The 16,921-nt window shown below is 70.8% G+C and carries 15 protein-coding genes; 6 read left to right on the plus strand and 9 right to left on the minus strand.

The genetic code is table 11. The annotated features are described in order from the left end of the window. Positions 1–9 precede the first annotated feature (9 nt). From E1285_RS10770 to E1285_RS10800, 7 genes are all read right to left on the minus strand, one after another. Complete coding sequence (locus E1285_RS10770) at positions 10–1,203, minus strand: thiolase family protein (RefSeq protein ID WP_132150713.1); 1,194 nt, start codon at positions 1,201–1,203, stop codon at positions 10–12. Further along, entirely contained in the window at positions 1,196–1,675 is a 480-nt protein-coding gene (locus tag E1285_RS10775) for a MaoC/PaaZ C-terminal domain-containing protein (RefSeq protein ID WP_132150715.1), read from the minus strand. Before E1285_RS10775 ends, E1285_RS10770 begins: the two co-directional genes overlap by 8 nt. Beyond that, entirely contained in the window at positions 1,672–2,142 is a 471-nt protein-coding gene (locus E1285_RS10780) for a MaoC family dehydratase N-terminal domain-containing protein (RefSeq protein WP_132150717.1), read from the minus strand. The genes E1285_RS10775 and E1285_RS10780 overlap by 4 nt, the downstream gene beginning before the upstream one ends. Before the next feature lie 28 nt (positions 2,143–2,170). After that, the gene (locus E1285_RS10785; protein WP_132150719.1) at positions 2,171–3,262 is read right to left on the minus strand and encodes an acyl-CoA dehydrogenase; all 1,092 of its coding nucleotides are present in this window, start codon (positions 3,260–3,262) and stop codon (positions 2,171–2,173) included. After that, a complete protein-coding gene (locus tag E1285_RS10790; RefSeq protein WP_132150721.1) occupies positions 3,259–4,431 on the minus strand; it encodes an acyl-CoA dehydrogenase family protein in 1,173 nt (390 codons plus the stop codon). Before E1285_RS10790 ends, E1285_RS10785 begins: the two co-directional genes overlap by 4 nt. Further along, on the minus strand, positions 4,428–5,189 hold the full coding sequence (locus E1285_RS10795) for an SDR family NAD(P)-dependent oxidoreductase (RefSeq protein ID WP_132150723.1): 762 nt from the start codon (positions 5,187–5,189) through the stop codon (positions 4,428–4,430). The genes E1285_RS10790 and E1285_RS10795 overlap by 4 nt, the downstream gene beginning before the upstream one ends. Before the next feature lie 108 nt (positions 5,190–5,297). Beyond that, positions 5,298–7,919: a LuxR family transcriptional regulator gene (locus tag E1285_RS10800; RefSeq protein WP_165966548.1), complete on the minus strand. Its 2,622-nt coding sequence runs from the start codon at positions 7,917–7,919 to the stop codon at positions 5,298–5,300. Positions 7,920–8,160: 241 nt separating this feature from the next. On the opposite strand from E1285_RS10800, the gene E1285_RS10805 reads away from it, so the two are divergent. From E1285_RS10805 to E1285_RS10825, 5 genes are all read left to right on the plus strand, one after another. Next, positions 8,161–9,720 carry an ABC transporter substrate-binding protein gene (locus E1285_RS10805; RefSeq protein ID WP_132150728.1) on the plus strand — a complete coding sequence of 520 codons (1,560 nt, stop codon included), beginning with the start codon at positions 8,161–8,163 and terminating at the stop codon, positions 9,718–9,720. Positions 9,721–9,728: 8 nt separating this feature from the next. Beyond that, positions 9,729–10,682: an ABC transporter permease gene (locus tag E1285_RS10810; protein ID WP_132150730.1), complete on the plus strand. Its 954-nt coding sequence runs from the start codon at positions 9,729–9,731 to the stop codon at positions 10,680–10,682. Next, a complete protein-coding gene (locus E1285_RS10815; RefSeq protein ID WP_132150732.1) occupies positions 10,679–12,637 on the plus strand; it encodes a dipeptide/oligopeptide/nickel ABC transporter permease/ATP-binding protein in 1,959 nt (652 codons plus the stop codon). The genes E1285_RS10810 and E1285_RS10815 overlap by 4 nt, the downstream gene beginning before the upstream one ends. Before the next feature lies 1 nt (position 12,638). Then, positions 12,639–13,673 (plus strand): ABC transporter ATP-binding protein, encoded by a 1,035-nt coding sequence (locus E1285_RS10820; RefSeq protein WP_132150734.1) that lies wholly within the window; start codon positions 12,639–12,641, stop codon positions 13,671–13,673. A gap of 219 nt (positions 13,674–13,892) precedes the next feature. Continuing rightward, positions 13,893–14,372 carry a hypothetical protein gene (locus E1285_RS10825; protein WP_132150736.1) on the plus strand — a complete coding sequence of 160 codons (480 nt, stop codon included), beginning with the start codon at positions 13,893–13,895 and terminating at the stop codon, positions 14,370–14,372. A gap of 67 nt (positions 14,373–14,439) precedes the next feature. Here the strand turns inward: E1285_RS10825 and E1285_RS10830 are convergent, their stop codons facing one another. Then, positions 14,440–15,315, minus strand: coding sequence for an SDR family oxidoreductase (locus E1285_RS10830; RefSeq protein ID WP_132150738.1), 876 nt, complete (start codon positions 15,313–15,315; stop codon positions 14,440–14,442). A 54-nt stretch (positions 15,316–15,369) separates the two neighbouring features. Next, on the minus strand, positions 15,370–16,038 hold the full coding sequence (locus E1285_RS10835) for a PaaI family thioesterase (protein WP_132150740.1): 669 nt from the start codon (positions 16,036–16,038) through the stop codon (positions 15,370–15,372). A 99-nt stretch (positions 16,039–16,137) separates the two neighbouring features. Here E1285_RS10835 and E1285_RS10840 point away from each other — a divergent pair, with 99 nt between their 5' ends. Next, the gene (locus tag E1285_RS10840; RefSeq protein WP_207946524.1) at positions 16,138–16,842 is read left to right on the plus strand and encodes a TetR/AcrR family transcriptional regulator; all 705 of its coding nucleotides are present in this window, start codon (positions 16,138–16,140) and stop codon (positions 16,840–16,842) included. The last annotated feature ends 79 nt before the right edge of the window (positions 16,843–16,921 follow it).

Genomic DNA, 16,921 nt, shown 5'->3' on the forward strand with positions numbered 1-16,921 from the left:
GCGCCGTCCTCACGGGAGCACCTCGATGATGGTCGCGTTGGCCATGCCGCCGCCTTCGCACATGGTCTGCAGGCCGTAGCGGCCCCCCGTGCGCTCGATCCCGTTGAGCAGCGTGGTCATGAGCCGGATCCCGCTGGCACCGAGCGGGTGGCCCAGCGCGATCGCGCCGCCGTACGGGTTGACCTTCGTCAGCGCTGCGCCGGTCTCGCGCTGCCAGGCCAGGGTGACCGACGCGAACGCCTCGTTGCACTCGAACTGGTCGATGTCGTCGATGCCGAGCGAGGCGCGCTTCAGCACCTTGAGCGTCGCAGGCGCCGGAGCGTCGAGCATGACGACGGGGTCCGAGCCGGCTACGGCGAAGGAGTGCAGGCGGGCGCGCACGCGCAGCCCGAACTCGGCCGCCCGCTCCTGGGACATGATCAGCATTGCGGCGGCGCCGTCGGTGATCTGGCTGGCGTTGCCGGCGGTGACCCTGCCCTCCTCCAGGAACGCGGGCCGCAGGCCGGCGAGGATCTCGGTCGTGGTCCCGCTGCGGATTCCCTCGTCGCGGTTGACCAGGGTCGAGTTGGAACGCTCCCCACCCTTGCGGTGCTCGGGTACGGCGATGATCTCGTTGGCGAACTCGCCGTCCTGGGTGGCGCGGTCGGCCAGCTCATGGCTGCGTACGGCGAACTCGTCGAGGTCGGTACGGGTCAGGCCGTGCCGGTCGGCGAGCAGCTCCGCGCCGATGCCCTGGTGCGGCAGGCCGGTGACGCCGTAGTTCTCCCGGTCGGCGTACCGGGCGGTCGCGGCAGGTCCGACCGGGAACGTGCCCGGGAGCATGGCGCCCATCATCTTGGTGGTGGACATGAGCTCCACGCCGGCGGCGACCACGACGTCGTACGCACCGGCCATCACGCCCTGCGCCGCGAAGTGGACGGCCTGCTGGGACGAACCGCACTGCCGGTCCACCGTCGTGCCGGGGACGGACTCGGGGAAGCCGGCCGCGAGGACGGCGTTGCGCGCGATGTTGGCGGACTGGTCGCCGACCTGGGTGACGCACCCCATCACGACGTCCTCGATCATCTCGGGGTCGATCCCGGTGCGCTCGATCAGCGCCTTGAGCGTCTCTGCGGACAGGTCCGCCGGATGCCAGCCCGACAGGACGCCGTCGCGCCTGCCTCCCGCGGTCCGCACCGCATCGACGATGACTGCACTACGCACTGGTGATCTCCGATCGGTTGGTCGCGGCGGGCCGGCCGGGGCCGGAGTGGCGGGGGACGGTGGCCTGTGCGTGTCCGCGCAGGACGACGGTGCCGTCCTGGTTGGTCACCGTCAGCTCCAGATCGAGGTGGAGCCGGTCGTCGGCGTGCCGGGCGTCGGTGAGGGTCGCCGACGCGGTGAGAGTGTCGCCCGGCCATACGCGCTCCGCGAACCGGGCCGTGTAGCTGCGGAGAGCCGCCGGGCCCACCAGGCGTTGCAGCATGGTGGCCGCGGCCCCCATTGTCAGCATTCCGTGCGCGAACACGCTGGGCAGGCCGGCGGCCGCGGTGGCGTAGACCTCGTCGGTGTGGATGGGGTTGAAATCCCCCGAGGCGCCGGCGTACTGCACGATCTGCGAACGGGGCAGGTTGTCGATGACCACCGTTGAGAAGGTGGTGCCGGGTTCCCAGGTCGCGGGGGCTGTGGCGCTCATTGTGCGGTTCCTTCGGTGACGACACCCGTGGAGGTGGCGGTGACGACGAGTTCGCCGCGCTGGTCGCGGAACTCCTGCACCACCTGGGAGAACGTGAGGACGCCGCCGCGGCGGCCCTGCTTGGTCCAGGTCGGGCCCGCTCTCTCGGTCACGGTCAGCACGTCACCCGGACGCAGGGGCCGGTGGTAGTCGAAACGCTGCTCGGCGTGAAGCAGATGCTTGGCGTCGTCGTCCTCGGCGCTCACCCCTGTCGGGGTGCGCCCGGAGCCCACCCAGGGCCGGCCTGGGTGGGGGCGCAGCGGCCAGTCCTCGTCAAAGTGGACGTAGGCGGCCACGAACGTTGGCGGTGCCGTGATCGACGCGGCGTCGTAGGAGCCGTCGAGCCGGTACATCGGGTGGTCGTCCCCGACGGCGCGGGCGAAGGTCGTGACGTGTCCCCACTCGACGGGGAACTGTCGAACGTTCATGTTTCTGCTCCGGGTTCTACGGTCGGTGTCAGAGCCCGAGGAGCTCGACGATCCGGGTGGTGCGTTCGCTGGGAAGGTCGAGCAGGACCTCGCTGGACCTCGCTCGCTTGACGAAGAGATGGATCGGGTGCTCCCAGGTGAACCCGAGGCCGCCGTGGATCTGGAGGGCCTGAGCCGCGCCACGGGTGAAGTTCTCCGTGGCGGTCCGGTGGGCGATCGCCGCCCACAGCTCCGCATCGGCCGCGCCGGCATCGATCGCCCCGCACGCCTGCATCACGGCCGTGCGGGTCAGCTCCATCCCCAGGTACATGTCGCTGAGCCGATGCTTGATCGCCTGGAAGGAACCGATGGAACGGCCGAACTGGAACCGCGTCTTCGCGTGCTCGACGGCCAGGCGAAGGCAGGCCGCCAGCCCGCCGAGCTGCTCGGCGGCCAGCAGCACCGCCGACCGGGTCGCGAGGGCGCCGCGGAGCTCCGCGCCGGCGTCGGTGCGGCCGATCACTCGCGCGGGGGCGTCGAGGAACGTGATGTGCCCGAGTTCGCGGCTCAGGTCGAGCGCGGCCTCGGGGCGCCGGGGCGCCCGCTCGTGCTCCGCGGGGTCGACTTCGAGAAGGCAGCAGCCGTGCCCGGGGACTTCCGCGACGACCAGCAGGACGTCGGCGCCGGCGCCGTCCACGGTGTGCGGGGCGGTGCCGCGGATCGTCACGGTCGCGCCGTCGTGGACGACCACAGGGTCGGTGGGGACGGCCACCGCGGCGACGACACGGCCGGCGAGCAGCTCGTGCCACCACGACCGCACGTGCTGGGTGCCGCCACAGGCCCGCACGAGCGGTGCGGCGAGTCCCAAGGTGGAAAAGGCGGGTACCGGAGCGAGGCGTTCTCCGAGCAACTCGAAGCAGGTGGCCATCAGCCGGGTGGGGGAGTACGTCCCGTCGGCCTCGTCCGCGGCGACCTCGCCGAGTCCGAAGTCGCCGCAGATCTCCTCCCACAGCCGCCGATCCGGCGTCGCGGCCGTCGGCGAAGCGGGCGGCTGCACGGCCCGGCGGTCCAGGAGGGTGACGAGGGAGGCGCGCAGTGCCGTCTCGTGCTCGTCGGCGCCGTGGATCGTCCAGCTGGTCATCCGCGCCTCGTTTCGCGCCAGGGAACGGCCTTGTCGACCCGGGGTTCGGGCTCCAGGCCGAGGATCCGCTCGCCGATGATGTTCCGGAGGATCTCCGAGGTGCCGCCCTCGATGGAACTGCCGCGGCTGCGGAGGTAGTCGTAGAGGAGATCGTGTTCCGCCTCGGCGCTGGTGTCGGGGCGGGTCATGGGATAGCCGCGTGGGTATTCGAGCGCCCCCCGGCCGAGCAGGCCGGCGGTGAACTCCGCGACGTCCTGGTGCAGCTCGGCGGACAACACCTTGTGCATGGGCCCGGTGCTGCCCGTGGGATCGTCGGCCGTGCGGTTCAGCGTGGCGGTGACCAGGCGGTCCCGGATCCACAGATCGGCCAGGCGGACCTGGTCGACCGGGTTGCGGTGCTCGCACTGATGCCAGAGGCGGACGGCGCGGTCGACCGCGTTGCCACCGGGCCGCGCGACGTTCGACAGGGCACCGCGCTCGGAGGTCAGCGTGGTGATTGCGACGGACCAGCCGTCGCCGACGCCGCCGAGACGGTCGGAGTCGGGGATGACGACGTCGTCTAGGAGCACCTCGTTGAACTCCGCCTCACCGGTGATCTGGAAGAGGGGCCGCACGGAGACGCCGGGAGCGTCCAGGCGGACGATGAAGTAGGTCAGCCCGCGGTGCTTGGGGGCATCGGGGTCGGTGCGGGCGAGGAGCATGGCCCATTGCGCCTCGTGGGCGAGGGAGGTCCACACCTTCGCGCCGTTGACGACCCAGCGGTCGCCGTCGCGGCGGGCGGTGGTGGCGACGTTGGCGAGGTCCGATCCCGCACTCGGCTCGGAGAACAGCTGGCACCAGATCTCCTGGTCGACGTAGATCCGCCGGAGCAGTGGATGGTGGTGGCCGCCGCCATGCGCGACGAGTGTCGGCGCCGCCATCCCACAGGCGATGACCGAGCGCGCGGGGACGGCGGGCAGGCCGAACTCCGCGCTCAGGCGGGCTGTGACCGCGACGCCGGTGACCGGGTCCAGGCCGAGACCGCCGGCGCCGGTGGGGAAGTGCGGCCAGGCCAGCCCGAGGCGGTAGACGGTCGCGCGAATCTCCTGCGGCGTCCGGTGCCCGGCATCGAGCCAGGAACGCAGGTTCTCGATCGCTCCATCCAGGGCGGACGCGGTCGTGGCCGTCATTGGTGCATCCTCAGTCCGGCGTCGATGCGGATGCAGTCGGCGTTGAGGTAGTCGTTCTCCGCTATGTGCCGCACCAGCCGCGCGAACTCCTCGGGGGCACCGGCCCGGACGGGGTAGACGAATTCGCGTTGACGCCGCTCCTTGATGGAGTCCGGCAGCGAGGCGTACATGGGGGTGTCGAACACCCCGGGGGCCACGGCCATGACCCGGATGCTCCAGGGGGCGAGGTCGCGGGCCATCGTGTGCACGAGCGGCACCAGGCCGCCCTTCGTGGCGGCGTAGGCGGAGACGCCCTGGCTGCCGTCCAGGGCCGCGATGGACGAGACATGGACGATGACGCCACGCCCCGATGGGCCGTCATCGTTGCGGGACATGCTGTGCGCGGCCTGGCGCGACACGTCCAGCGCGGCGACGAGGTTCAACTCGGCGACCGAACGCCATTCGTCGATGTCGGTCATCGTGCCGGTGCGCGAGAGCACCCGGCGGGGCGCCGATCCGCCGCCCGCGCAGTTGACCACCACGGTGAGCGGACCGACGTCCTGGGCGGAATCGATCGCGCGTGCGATGTCCTCGGTCCGCGTGATGTCACCGACGACGGTGGCGGCGAGGGGCACCTGGGCCGCCAGGTGATCGAGGCCCTTCTCGTCGCGGTCGAGGGCGACGATCCGGGCGCCGGCCCCGGCGAGGTGGCGTGCGGTCGCCGCGCCCAGTCCGGAGGCCGCGCCGCTGACCAGCACGACCGCGTGCTCGATCTGCATGGACGATCCTTCACTAGCTCATTGCGGGACGGGTGTCACCGCGTTGCCATACGGATGCTAGGAACGTCGGAAGCGGTCACGGAACTTCGGAGAACCCTGCACTTAGCGTTAGGGCGTGCAGGGAACCGATGCCGGGGCGGGGTCGGGCAGGGGAAGCCGGCCCTCGTCGGCGGCTCGGGCCAGATCGAGCCGGTTCTTGCAGCCCACCTTGGCGTAGAGGCGGCTGAGGTAGACCTCGACCGTCTTCACACTGAGTGACATCGCGTCCGCGATCTCCTTGTTGGAGCGGGCGGCCTGCACGAGACGGGCCAGCTGGATCTCGGTCTCCGTCAGGTGGTCGGCACTGGTGCGGGCGCGGCGCGGGACGCGGAACCCGCGCTCGCGCAGTTCGGTGGCGGTCGACCGCCTCCACGGCACCGCGTTGAGGTGACCGAACACCTGCATCGCTTCGGTGAGGTTCGCCTCCGGGTCCACGTCAAGGCGGCCGAGGGCCAGCAGCGCGCGTCCCTCGAAGAGGGTGAAGCCGTGTCCGGTCGCCTCGCGCAGCACGCTCTTCGCGAACTCCGCGGAGCCCTCGGCACGGGCGCGGGCCAGTCGCAGCTCCAGCCGCACCTGACGGCTGGCGGTGCGGACACCGAACCGCTCCTCGACCTCGGCATGGCAATCCGCGATGGTGCCGATGTCACCGCAGGCCGCCGATGCCCGGGCGAGCATGGCGAGGAGCTCGGCGCGCACCTGGCCGGGCAGGGTGTCCTGGCGCAGCGTGTCCGCCAGCCGCCGGGCCGACGCGGCGGCGTTGCCCTCGAGGATCTCGATCTCCGCCACCGCCAGGATGTGCATGGCGGTGATCACATGCGGTGCGGAACCCCGCGCCTGGCTGAGCCTGCGCGCATCGGCCAGTTCGCCGCGGTTGGCCAGGATCCGGGCGCGAAGATTCCGCATGAGGTGCAGGTAGCTGACCGTGCCGGACTGGGCCAGTGGCTCGTCCGCGGCGGCCGCGATCTCCAGCGCATCGTCCCAGCGCCCGCCGGCGAATGCGATCGCCGCCCGCGCATACCGGACGCCGGGCACGTAGACGCCCCAGGTCACGCCGTGGAGCAGCTCCTCGGCGCGGGTGGCCGCGGCGGTGCTGGCGCTCAGGTCACCCTCGACCGACCGCACATGGGCCAGCGTGGCCCACGCGTGCAGCTGCACCTCAGCGGGCGTCTGGTCGACGATCCCCTCCAGGGTCCCGGCGTCCTCGCGGAGTCCGGCGAAGTCACCGGCGATGCACTCGGCGTGGAGGATGTTGCTCAGCATGTTGACCTGGCCGCGAACCGAGCGCCGCGCGAGGGCGGACCGGGCGCGCCGGATCCGCACCCGTGCCTCCACGTCGCGGCCCGAGGTGGCGAACAGGTACGCCGCCTGAGCGTCCAGCAGCTCGTTGATCCCTTCGGCGCCGCCGCGCAGGATGAGCTCGGCGTCCTCGACCGCCAGAGTGGCCTTCATCGCCTCGGTGACGACCGAGAGCAGCCATGGGTACATCTCAGCCGACGCGGTGCCGGGATCGTCGAGCAGCGGCCGGCCGACGTCCACGGTGTCGCCGGGACGTCCCGCGAGAAGGCTGGCGCGGGCGAGTCTCGCGGTGATCTCCGCGATGCGCTCGGGCGGCCCGTCCACGTGGCCGAGGGCCCGCCGGTAGCAGTCTGCGGCCATATCCGGAGCCGTGGCGGTCAGGTCGTCGGCCACGGTGAGGAGCAGGTCGACGTCGGCCGGGCCGCGCGTGCTCGCCTGCAGGAGATGATGGGCGGCCATCTCGTGCTGGACCACACCGCCCGAGGTGAGATGGCCGACGGCGCAACGATGGAGACGCTCGCGCGTCGCCGGTCCCAGACCGGCGTACAGGGCGTCCGCGAGCCACGGCACCGAGATGCGGTAGCCGTCCGCGGGATCGGCGGCGACGAGGCCGGCCTCGACGAGGATGTCGAACTTCCCGGCGGCGGTGGCCGGCGGCACATCGGCGAGCTCTGCGATCAGCGGCAGGTTGTCGAGCGTCACCGGCATCAGGGCGGCCAGCACTGAGGCGACGGCGCGCGCCGCCTCGCCGAACCGGTCCAGGAGCCTGGCGAGGACGACCCGGTCCAGCTCAGGACTGCGCAGGTGGCCGTGCCGGGCCAGGTGGAGGGCCACCAGCGGGTTCCCTGCCGCCGCGGATGCCGAGTGGTCGATCTCGGCGGCGGAGAGCCCGGGTGCGGCGGACGCGACGATTCCCTTCAGGACATCGCCGCCGAGCCGTGGAAGGTGGATCACCCGGAGCCGCGATTCCTCCAGGAGGCCACTGGCGGCGCTCGCCATGGGCCCTGGCCACGTCAGCCCCGCGGTGATGGCGGTGACCACCACCGTCCGCGCGCTAATCGTTGGAGGGGAGACGGTGACACCGGGCGGATACGCTGCCGGGTCCGCCACCGCCAGTGCCGGCCGGTCGCCCCGTGGCGGCCGTCCGGAGCCTGCGGAGGAGAGGAACTCGGCGCCGTCGAGGACCTGCCAGCCGGTGCGGCGGCACTCCTGGACCGCCGACCGCAGTGCGAACGAGGCGCCGAACCCGGGCCCGGCGACGACCACCACCAGGCCTCCGCTCTCGCGGAGACCTTCGATGGCGTCGAGGGCCGGGCTCGTCGTGGAAGCCGGATCCAGATCGGCTTCGGGATCGACGTCGGGGAGCTCGAACCGGACGCTCGGTTCCGTGGGCATCAGGCACCTCCATGCATCCGGAAAGCGTGTCGGGGGATGGGATGCTGGCACCATACGACCAGGTAGTCGGGGTGGGGCACCCCAAACAAGTAGGGACTCCCTACTCGTGTGACCGAGATTACAAGGCCGATGATCGCCCTCAGACCGCTGCCGGTACGAGCGCCGGCAGCCGACGAAGGGATCAGGAGCCGTGGCGGTTCTGAAGACGAGGTCGCGTGCTTCGGCTGTGGCGTTGGTCGCGATGTTGACGCTGGTGGCGTGCGGCGGAGACGGAACAGACGAGGCCGAGCCACAGCCGGGCGGAAGCCTCACGTTCGCCGTGAGCGCCGACGCCCCGGGGTTCGACCCCGTCAGCGACGGGGCGTCGTTCAGCGGCCAGACCTTCACGATGGTGCGGACGATCATCGAGCCCATCGTCGCGCTCGACGAGAACAGCGACTGGCGGCCGTTCCTCGCCGAGAGCGTGGAGCCCGACAAGGACGCCACGGAGTGGACGATCAAGGTGCGCGAAGGGATCACCTTTTCCAACGGGGACCCGCTGGACGCCGAGGTCGTGGTGGCCAACCTCGACGCGCACATCGAGTCCCCGGTGAACGCGGCGACCCTGAGCGCGGTCGAGTCGGTCAAGGCGGCCGATGCGATGACCGTCGTGGTCAGGCTGTCGGAGCCGTGGGCGACCTTCCCCTATTACCTGACCGGCACGCCGGGACTCGTCGTGCCGCTCAGCTCACTGGACAACCCCGAGAAGGCCAGTGACGCACCGATCGGCACCGGCCCCTTCCTGTTCGACGGCCACAGGCAGGGCTCCTCCATGAAGGTCAAGAAGAACCCCGGCTACTGGCGAGCCGACAAGGGACTTCCCCATCTCGACGAGATCGAGTTCCGCATCGTCCCCGACGGACCCCAGCGCACGCTCGCGCTGCAGGCCAACGATGTCGACGGCATGTCGACCCGCGACCCGCAGGACGTGGTGAAGTTCGACGACCCCGCCTACACGACCACGCGCGTGAAGGGGATGGCCGTCACCGAGGGCCTGTTCTTCCTCAACACCGCGAACAAGAAGCTCGCCGACGCCGGGCTGCGGCGCGCGCTCGCGCGCGCCACGGACCAGAAGGCCTTCGTCGACACGCTGCGCGGCGGTCTGACCAGGCCGGCCACCGGCCCCTGGGCGAAGGACACCCCGTGGTACACCGAGACCGACTACCCGACTTACGACCTGGACGCGGCGAAGAAGGCGGTAAGCGAGTACGAGGCGAAGAACGGGCCGGTCGAGCTGTCCTTGATGACCCTCGCCGACCCCTCCGCGGCGCAGAGCGGCCAGCTGCTGCAGGACATGTGGAGCAAGGCCGGAGTGGACCTCAAGCTGGACCAGACCGACCAGGCCACCCTGGTCGAGAGGCTGATCACCGGTGACTACGACCTCAGCGGGGCCTACGAGTTCGGCGCCGCCGACCCGGACATGGACCGGCTGTTGCTCCACAGCAGCGGTGTGACCCCGTTGGGGGAGATCTCGACGGCGATCACCCGGCTCAAGGACCCCGAGCTCGACACCGCCCTCGACGCCGGTCGCGCCACGACCGACAAGGAAGAGCGCGTGAAGGCCTACGCAACGGTGCAGGAACGTCTCGCCGAGCTGGTGCCGATCATCTGGCTCGACCACGCGAACGCCTCGGGCATCATCACCAGCAGCAAGGTGCACGGGGTGGGTGAAGGCGTGCTGCCCACCGGCCAGAAGGAAGCCGGCCCGTTCGGCTCGCCATCGCCGTCGCTCTCGTTCGCCGACGTGTGGATCGAGAACTGAGGTAGCGGATGAGCGCCCATGTCGCGGGTTCGTTCGCGTTGCGCGCAACCCGGCTCCTAGTCGTCCTGATCGCCGTCAGCTTCTTGGCGCAGTTCCTGATCAACCTGCTGCCCGGTGATCCGGCGCTGGCCATCCTGGGCACCGGGGCGACCGAGGAGGCCCTCGTGGAGCTGCGCGAGGCGATGAACCTGAACCAGAACCCGTTGTACCGCTACGGCGAGTGGCTCGTCGCCGCGCTCCAGGGCGACCTGGGGGAGTCGGTGACGAGTGGCAGGTCGGTCAGCGAGGCGATCGGCCAGCGGCTGCCGCTCACCCTCGAGCTGCTGGTCATCTCGATCGTGCTCGCGCTGGCGGTGGCCCTGGCGCTGGCACTGTTGACGGCCGACAAGCCGAGCGGCCTCAGCGCCCGGCTCGCCTCAGGGATCAGCCTGGTGTTCTTGTCGAGCCCGACCTTCGTGATCGGCATCGGGCTGGCGGCCTTGGTCGGTTTGAAGCTCGGCTGGCTGCCAGTGAGCGGCTACAAGCCACTCGAGGACGGACTGGGGCCGCACGTACGGTCGATCATCCTGCCTGTGCTGACCCTGGCGCTGGGCCAGATCGCCTTGTTCTACCGGATGCTGCACGTGGATTTGAGCGCAACACTGAAGGAGGACTACATCGTGCTGGCCAGGGTGCGGGGGTACGGACGCTGGCGCGTGCTGTGGCGTCACGCGCTGCGGCCTTCCTTTACGTCGCTGCTCACCGTGATCGGGCTCAGCCTGGGGGCGATGATGGGGGGATCGGTCATCGTGGAGAGTCTGTTCGGCCTCCCGGGGCTGGGCAGCCTGCTGATCGACGCGAGCCTGTCGCGCGACTTCGTGACCGTGCAGGGCGCCGTCGTGGTGATCGCGTTCGCTTACGTCGTCATCAACCTGAGCGTCGACGTGCTGTACGCCGTGGTCGACCCGAGGATCCGCGGATGAGTGAGACGACTACCGTCGCAGCCAAGCTCGGTGACCTCGCGGACACCAGGACCGCGCGACGCGGTCTGCTGTTCTGGAGCTGTGCGGTCTGGCTGGCCTTCGTCGTCGTGTTCGCGTTGTCGGCCGGGATCCTGCCGCTGGCGGACCCGCTGGAGACACTCGACGGCCCGCCCCGGTCCGGCCCGTCCTGGGACAACCCGCTGGGCACCGACGCATTGGGCAGGGACCTCATGGCGCGGGTGGCCCTTGGAGCCCGGGTCTCGCTCATCGTCGGGCTGGGGGCCACGGTCGTGGCGATGCTCGTCGGCGGCTTCCTGGGCACCCTCGCCGGGTACTGCCGCGGCTGGGTCGACACGGTCGTGACGACCATCGTGGACGCGATGCTGGCCTTCCCCAGCCTGGTGATCGCGCTGATGGTCGTCACCTTCCTCGGCCCCTCCCTGGTGACGGTGACCCTGGTACTGGGTCTGCTGAGCGCACCTCCGGCGGCGCGTCTGGTCCGCGGCAGCACGATCGCGATCCGGGACCGGGAGTTCGTCACCGCCAGCCAGGTCCTGGGCGCCAAGGCCCTGCGGACGATCCGGCGCGACGTCGTGCCGAACATCCTGCGGCCAGTGGTCTCGTTCGCGTTCCTCCTCGTCGGCGTGGTGATCGTCGCCGAAGGCAGCCTCGCGTTCCTCGGGCTCTCGGTCCGGCCACCGACGCCCACCTGGGGCGGGATGATCGAGGAGGGACGGGCCAGCCTGGACGGGAGCGTGTGGGCGACCTTGGTGCCTGCGACCTTCATGGTCGTCACCGTCCTGGCCCTGAACTGGCTCCACGATGTGACCCTGGCGGGCCGGAAGTCCGTTTCCGTCGACGTCGCCGAGCCGGCGGCTCCGCCGGTGGCCGGTGCGAAGGCCCGCGAGAGCGCACTCGACGACCCCGTCGACGACCCTTCCACCTCAGCGTTGTGCCTGCAGGACATGCGGACCGTGTTCGCCACACCCCAGGGGCGGCTCCGTGCCGTGGACCGGGTCTCGGTGCGCGTGGCACCCGGTCGCACGCTCGGGATCGTCGGTGAGTCCGGATCGGGGAAATCGGTGCTGATCCGGTCGTTCCTGAGGATCGTCGGCGGGAACGTGGTCGAAAGCGGCGGGCGCGCGTGGTTCGGCGGCACCGAGGTCACCGGGCTCAGCGACGCCGAGTTCGCGGCGTTCACCCGGTCGCGGGTCGGGTTGGTCGTCCAGGACACATCGGCAGCATTGAACCCGGTCCGCACGATCGGCAGCCAGATGCGCGAGGCGATGCGCCTCCAGTTCGGTATCGGGCGCCGCGAGGCGGATGAGCGGGCGCGGGCGCTGCTCGCGGATGTCGGGCTCACCGACCCCGGGCGCCGGCTCGGGCAGTACCCTCACCAGCTGTCGGGCGGTATACGCCAGCGGGTGCTGATCGCGATGGCCCTGGTCGGTGAGCCGAACCTGCTCCTGGCCGACGAACCCACGACCGCACTCGACGTGACAGTCCAGGATCAGGTTCTCCGGCTGCTGCACGACCTGCGGGACACGCGGGGCGCGGCGATGGTCCTGATCAGCCACGACCTGCCACTGGTGGCCCACTGGGCCGATGACGTCGTGGTCATGTATCGGGGGCGGGTCGTCGAGAGCGGCCCGGCCGAGAACGTGCTGTCCAACCCCCGGATGTGGTACACCCGCGCGTTGCTCGACGCGGTCCCCGACCCTTTCGAGGGCGCTGACGAGCTCCCGGTCATCAGCGGGCAGCCGGCCCCGCCGGTGGGGGACGAGCCCGGCTGCGTGTTCGCCGCCCGCTGCCCGGCGGCGACGCAACGATGTCACCTGGAGTCGCCGCCGCTGGTGCGGGCGCACCCCGGTGCCGAGCAGCGCTTCGCGTGCTGGCACCCGCTCGAGCCCGCGGAGCCGGATCCGCTGGCGATCGGCCCGCGAGAGGAGAACTGACGTGGCTGGTAGCGGACGTGAACACCTGCGCGGCGACGCGGTGCTGCGGGTCGAAGGCCTCGATGTGCGGCACAAGATCCGCCGAGGCGTCACCCTGCAGGCGGTCTCCGACCTGAGCTTCGACATCGCCCGGGGAGAGACACTCGGGGTTGTCGGGGAGTCCGGCTGCGGGAAGTCATCGGCCGCGATGGCGGTCATGCAGCTCGCCAAACGTGCATCCGGCTCGGTGCACCTGGGTGGTGAGGAGATTTCCGGCCGCTCGGCGGGGTGGATGCGTCGGCATCGGCGCGACATGCAGCTCGTCTTCCAGGCACCGCGGGCGTCCCTGAACCCCCGCCGGCGCGTCGGCGAGACGATCGCCGAGGGCATCCGGATCTGGGGTCAGCCCGACGTGGACGGCCGTGTCGAGGCGGTCATGCGGTCCGTCGGCCTCGACCCTGCCCTCCGCGACCGGTTCCCTGAGGAACTCTCGGGCGGCCAATGCCAGCGTGTGAGCATTGCGCGCGCGCTGGCGGTCGAGCCGCGGCTGCTGGTGTGCGACGAGCCGGTCTCCGCGCTGGACGTCTCCGTCCAGGCTCAGGTTCTGAACCTGCTCAAGCGGCTGCGACGCGAGCTGGATCTGTCGATGATGTTCATTTCCCATGACCTCGGCGTGGTCAACTTCCTCAGCGACAGGATCCTGGTCCTCTACCTCGGCAAGACCTGCGAGCTGGCACCCCCATCGACCCTGTTCGCCGAGCCGCGTCACCCGTACACGCACACGCTGATCTCGGCCCTGCCGGCTGCGGCCGCCCGGGGCATCGTCAGCAAGGTGGCGCCCAGGTCCGAGGTCCCCTCGCTCATCTCGCCCCCGGCCGGCTGCAGGTTCAACACCCGCTGCCTGCTGGCAACCGACCGGTGCCGCGAAGAGGAGCCGAGGCTCCGCAACGTCGGCCCGGACCACTGGGTGGCCTGTCACCATCCGGTCTCGTCCGAGGCCGTCACGCCAACTTGGCCTCGGGCTTCACCGGACGGTGGGCCGGGAGTGACCGTTTGACAAGACGAGACAAGACTACGTCGGTGCCGCGAAGTGGATCGGGCGTTAAGGAAGTGTGCACGCACCGTCAAGGAGGGTGCGTGCGGGTCGCAGGATACTGAAGCCAAGCTGGCGGGGGCTCGGCCTACGACCATGCGGCGATCCCGCCAATCAGCATGCGGCACCGTCGTGTGGGGGCGGCTCCCGCCGGAGCGGATGTAACCGGCGGGAGGACCCCTCATGTCTCGGATGTACCAGCGCGTACTCGTGCGGTTCGGTTTGGCTCTCGGTCTTGCGCTCGCCTCGATCACCTTCGTGGCCTCGCCCGCCTCGGCGCACACGCTGGGCCAGGCCGTCGTTTCGGAGCTTGGGTGCGGCTGGCCGAACGGCGCATACAAGACCCTCACCAGGGAGGATCTCTGGGATGACGGCAACAACATGCCCTTGGGCGAGGTCTACGTGCTGTGGAACGGCACCTATCAGGAGAACTGCGTGGTCACCCTGAGGGTCGGCCGGGCGGACGGTGTCGCCAGCTACACGGAGGCGGTGCTGGAACGTCAGGGGATGAAGACCATCAAGGACGAGGGGAACTACGCCCACTACGCGGCGGCCAGCGGCTACGCCCCCGGTACGTGCATCAGGTGGACGGGCTCCATCAAGGCGATCTATGGCGGCGGGATCTACGGCACCACCACGACGCAGTGGAGGTACTGCGGCTAGGAGGTCGTCTCGTGAGGCGGCGGTAGGGCGCGATCCGGTGGACGCCGGTCCGCGGACGGAGTGAGCGTCAGTTGTCGGCCGCTTGGATCAGGGTGGCGATCTCGTCGGGGGTCCACGGCGGGGAGGTCTCGTGGTCTCGCCAGCCGAGGTACTGCTCGGCCGGGCGGGGGAACTCGCCGATGTAGCCGCCCGCGCCGGCGAAGACGCGGCCCGTGACGGCGGCCGACTCGGTGGTCGCGAGGAAGAGGTAGAGCTGCGCGACGTACTCGGCGGGAGGCGGTGCCTGCGCGCCGGCGTGCATGAGGTCGTCGAGGATGCCTCGCCGGTGCAGCCGTTCGATGTTGGCCTCGTAGTCCGGGCCGCTCGACAGGCGCGTCTCCGCTCCGGGGCATACCGCGTTCACCCGGACACCGTGTTCGCGTAGTTCGGCCGCGAGTGCGTAGGTCAGGCTGGTCACGGCTCCCTTGCCCGCCGGGTAGCCGGTCCCTCCGAAGGCCCCGGTGAACGCGTGCGAACTGGTGTTGACGATCCAGCCCCGTCCCGCCTCGGCCATGAGCGGCGCGAAGGCCCGGCAGGTCAGGAAGGTCGCGTGGAGATGGGAGTCGATGAGCGAGCGCCAGTCGTCGACCGCGATGTCCAGGATGGAGGACGCGGTGGGTTCGGGGGTGCCCGCGCAGTTGACGAGGATGTCGGGAGTCCCGAGCTTTCGCGCCGCGTCGAGGAGCGAGTCGACGACGCCGGGGTCGGCGGCGGAGCCGGTCACGCCGACGACGCGTCCTGATTCGTCCAGCGCGGTGACGGCGTCGTCGACGGCCGCCTGATCACGTCCGTTGATCACGACGGACGCTCCCGCGCCCGCCAGCGCGCGGGCCACCGCGAGACCGATGCCGCGCGACGATCCGGTGACGACGGCGACGCCGCCGCCGTCCGCGAGCGACCTCATGAGAATCCCCTTCCGGTTGCGGCCACGACGGGCAGAGGCATAGCGGTCTCTATGTCAGCCGTCGGCGGTCGGTGTCCCCGCCGGCTGGATGAAGATCCCGTCGGCCTCGACGGTCACCCCGTCGGCGTCGGAGATCGTTCCGGCCACGAACACCTTGCGCCGCTCCTCGCCGGCGATGTGCGCTTCGAAGCGCAGCGGGCCGAGGGGAGTGCCCCGCCGGTACCGCGTGGTGAGGGTCCCCGTGAAGGTCGTCCGGCGCATCCCGGACGCCGTCTCTCCCATGATGTGGTCGAGGAGCATGGCGGAGACTCCGCCGTGCACCAGGCCGGGGGGACCCTCGTAGGCCGCGCCGAGGACCACGTCGGCGTGGCATCCGGACGGGCCGTGGACGACGTTGAGGGGCGGAGCGATCGCGTTCGCCGCGCCCATCACGGCATTGCCCCAGTTCCAGGATCGGAGTTCGGAGTTGTACCTGATGCCGGCGGGACCGGGCAGCTGGCCGGTCCGCAGCCGGGCGACGAGTGCGTCCAGGTCGTCGCGGACCCGGTGCACCTCGTCGTCGTCGACGGTCGTGCGGATCGTGGCGTCGATCAGCTCGCGGACGGTTCCGGTCAGCGACTCCAGCACCGCTTCGCGCTGGTTCACCTCGTCGGTCGGCGTCTCGTCGCGGACGAAGCCGCCGACGCCCACGGCGGCTGCTTCAGGGAATTGGCGGCTCGTCATGCGCAGACCGTATACCGGAAGCGGTGAGGCCACCAAGCGTTACATAGACATATCTATGTCGAGCCCTCCTCGCCATGGCGCCCGATCTACAATCGCTCCGTGACCGAACCCCCGATCGACCCGGCCGCGGAGCCGCGGGCCGCGGACCGGGAGGGCGCGACGGGCCCCGGCGTCGCCGGCAGCCCGCTGAACGCGCGGGGAGCCCGGCTCAACCGGCGCGGCCTGGAGACCCGTGCCCGGGTGATCGGAACCGCGATCGACATGCTCGCCGACAGCGAGCACGGTGGCGACGTCAGCGCCAACCTCGTCGCGAAGCGCGCCGGAGTCACATGGGGCACGGTCCAGCACCAGTTCGGCGACGTCGACGGGCTCTGGGCCGCGGTCCTCGAAGAGCTGGGTAGCCACGGGGACATGCTGCCGTGGAAGGAGATGGACGACGGGTCCGTCGCCGAGCGGATGAGCCGGATCGTCGACGCCCTCTGGTCCGGTCTCGACTCGCGCCCCGGCCGGGCGGTGGCGTCGCTGCGAAGCCTGCTGCCCCGCAACACGGCCGAGTTCACCGAGACGTACCCGCGGACGGCCGAACAGCTCAACCGCTGGGACCGGCACTGGCGGCGCGCCTACGCGCGGTCGTTCCGCGGGCTCGTCGTCGACGCCTACCGGCTGGAGCGCGTGCGTCACCTCCTGCCGGCCGCCGTCCGCGGCCTCTACCTGGAACAGCACCTGAGCACCTGGACCGACATCGACGAGGCGCGCGCCGTGCTGGCCGAATCGATCGCCGGCTACCTCGAACGCCGGCACTGAGCACGCGGCCGCCGGTGCGGGCCGGACCCGCGGCTCCTCCGCACCGGTCTCTCCACCGGCCCCCGCTCCAGCCGTCGGG

The organism is Actinomadura sp. 7K507 (assembly GCF_004348425.1).
Taxonomy (GTDB): domain Bacteria; phylum Actinomycetota; class Actinomycetes; order Streptosporangiales; family Streptosporangiaceae; genus Spirillospora.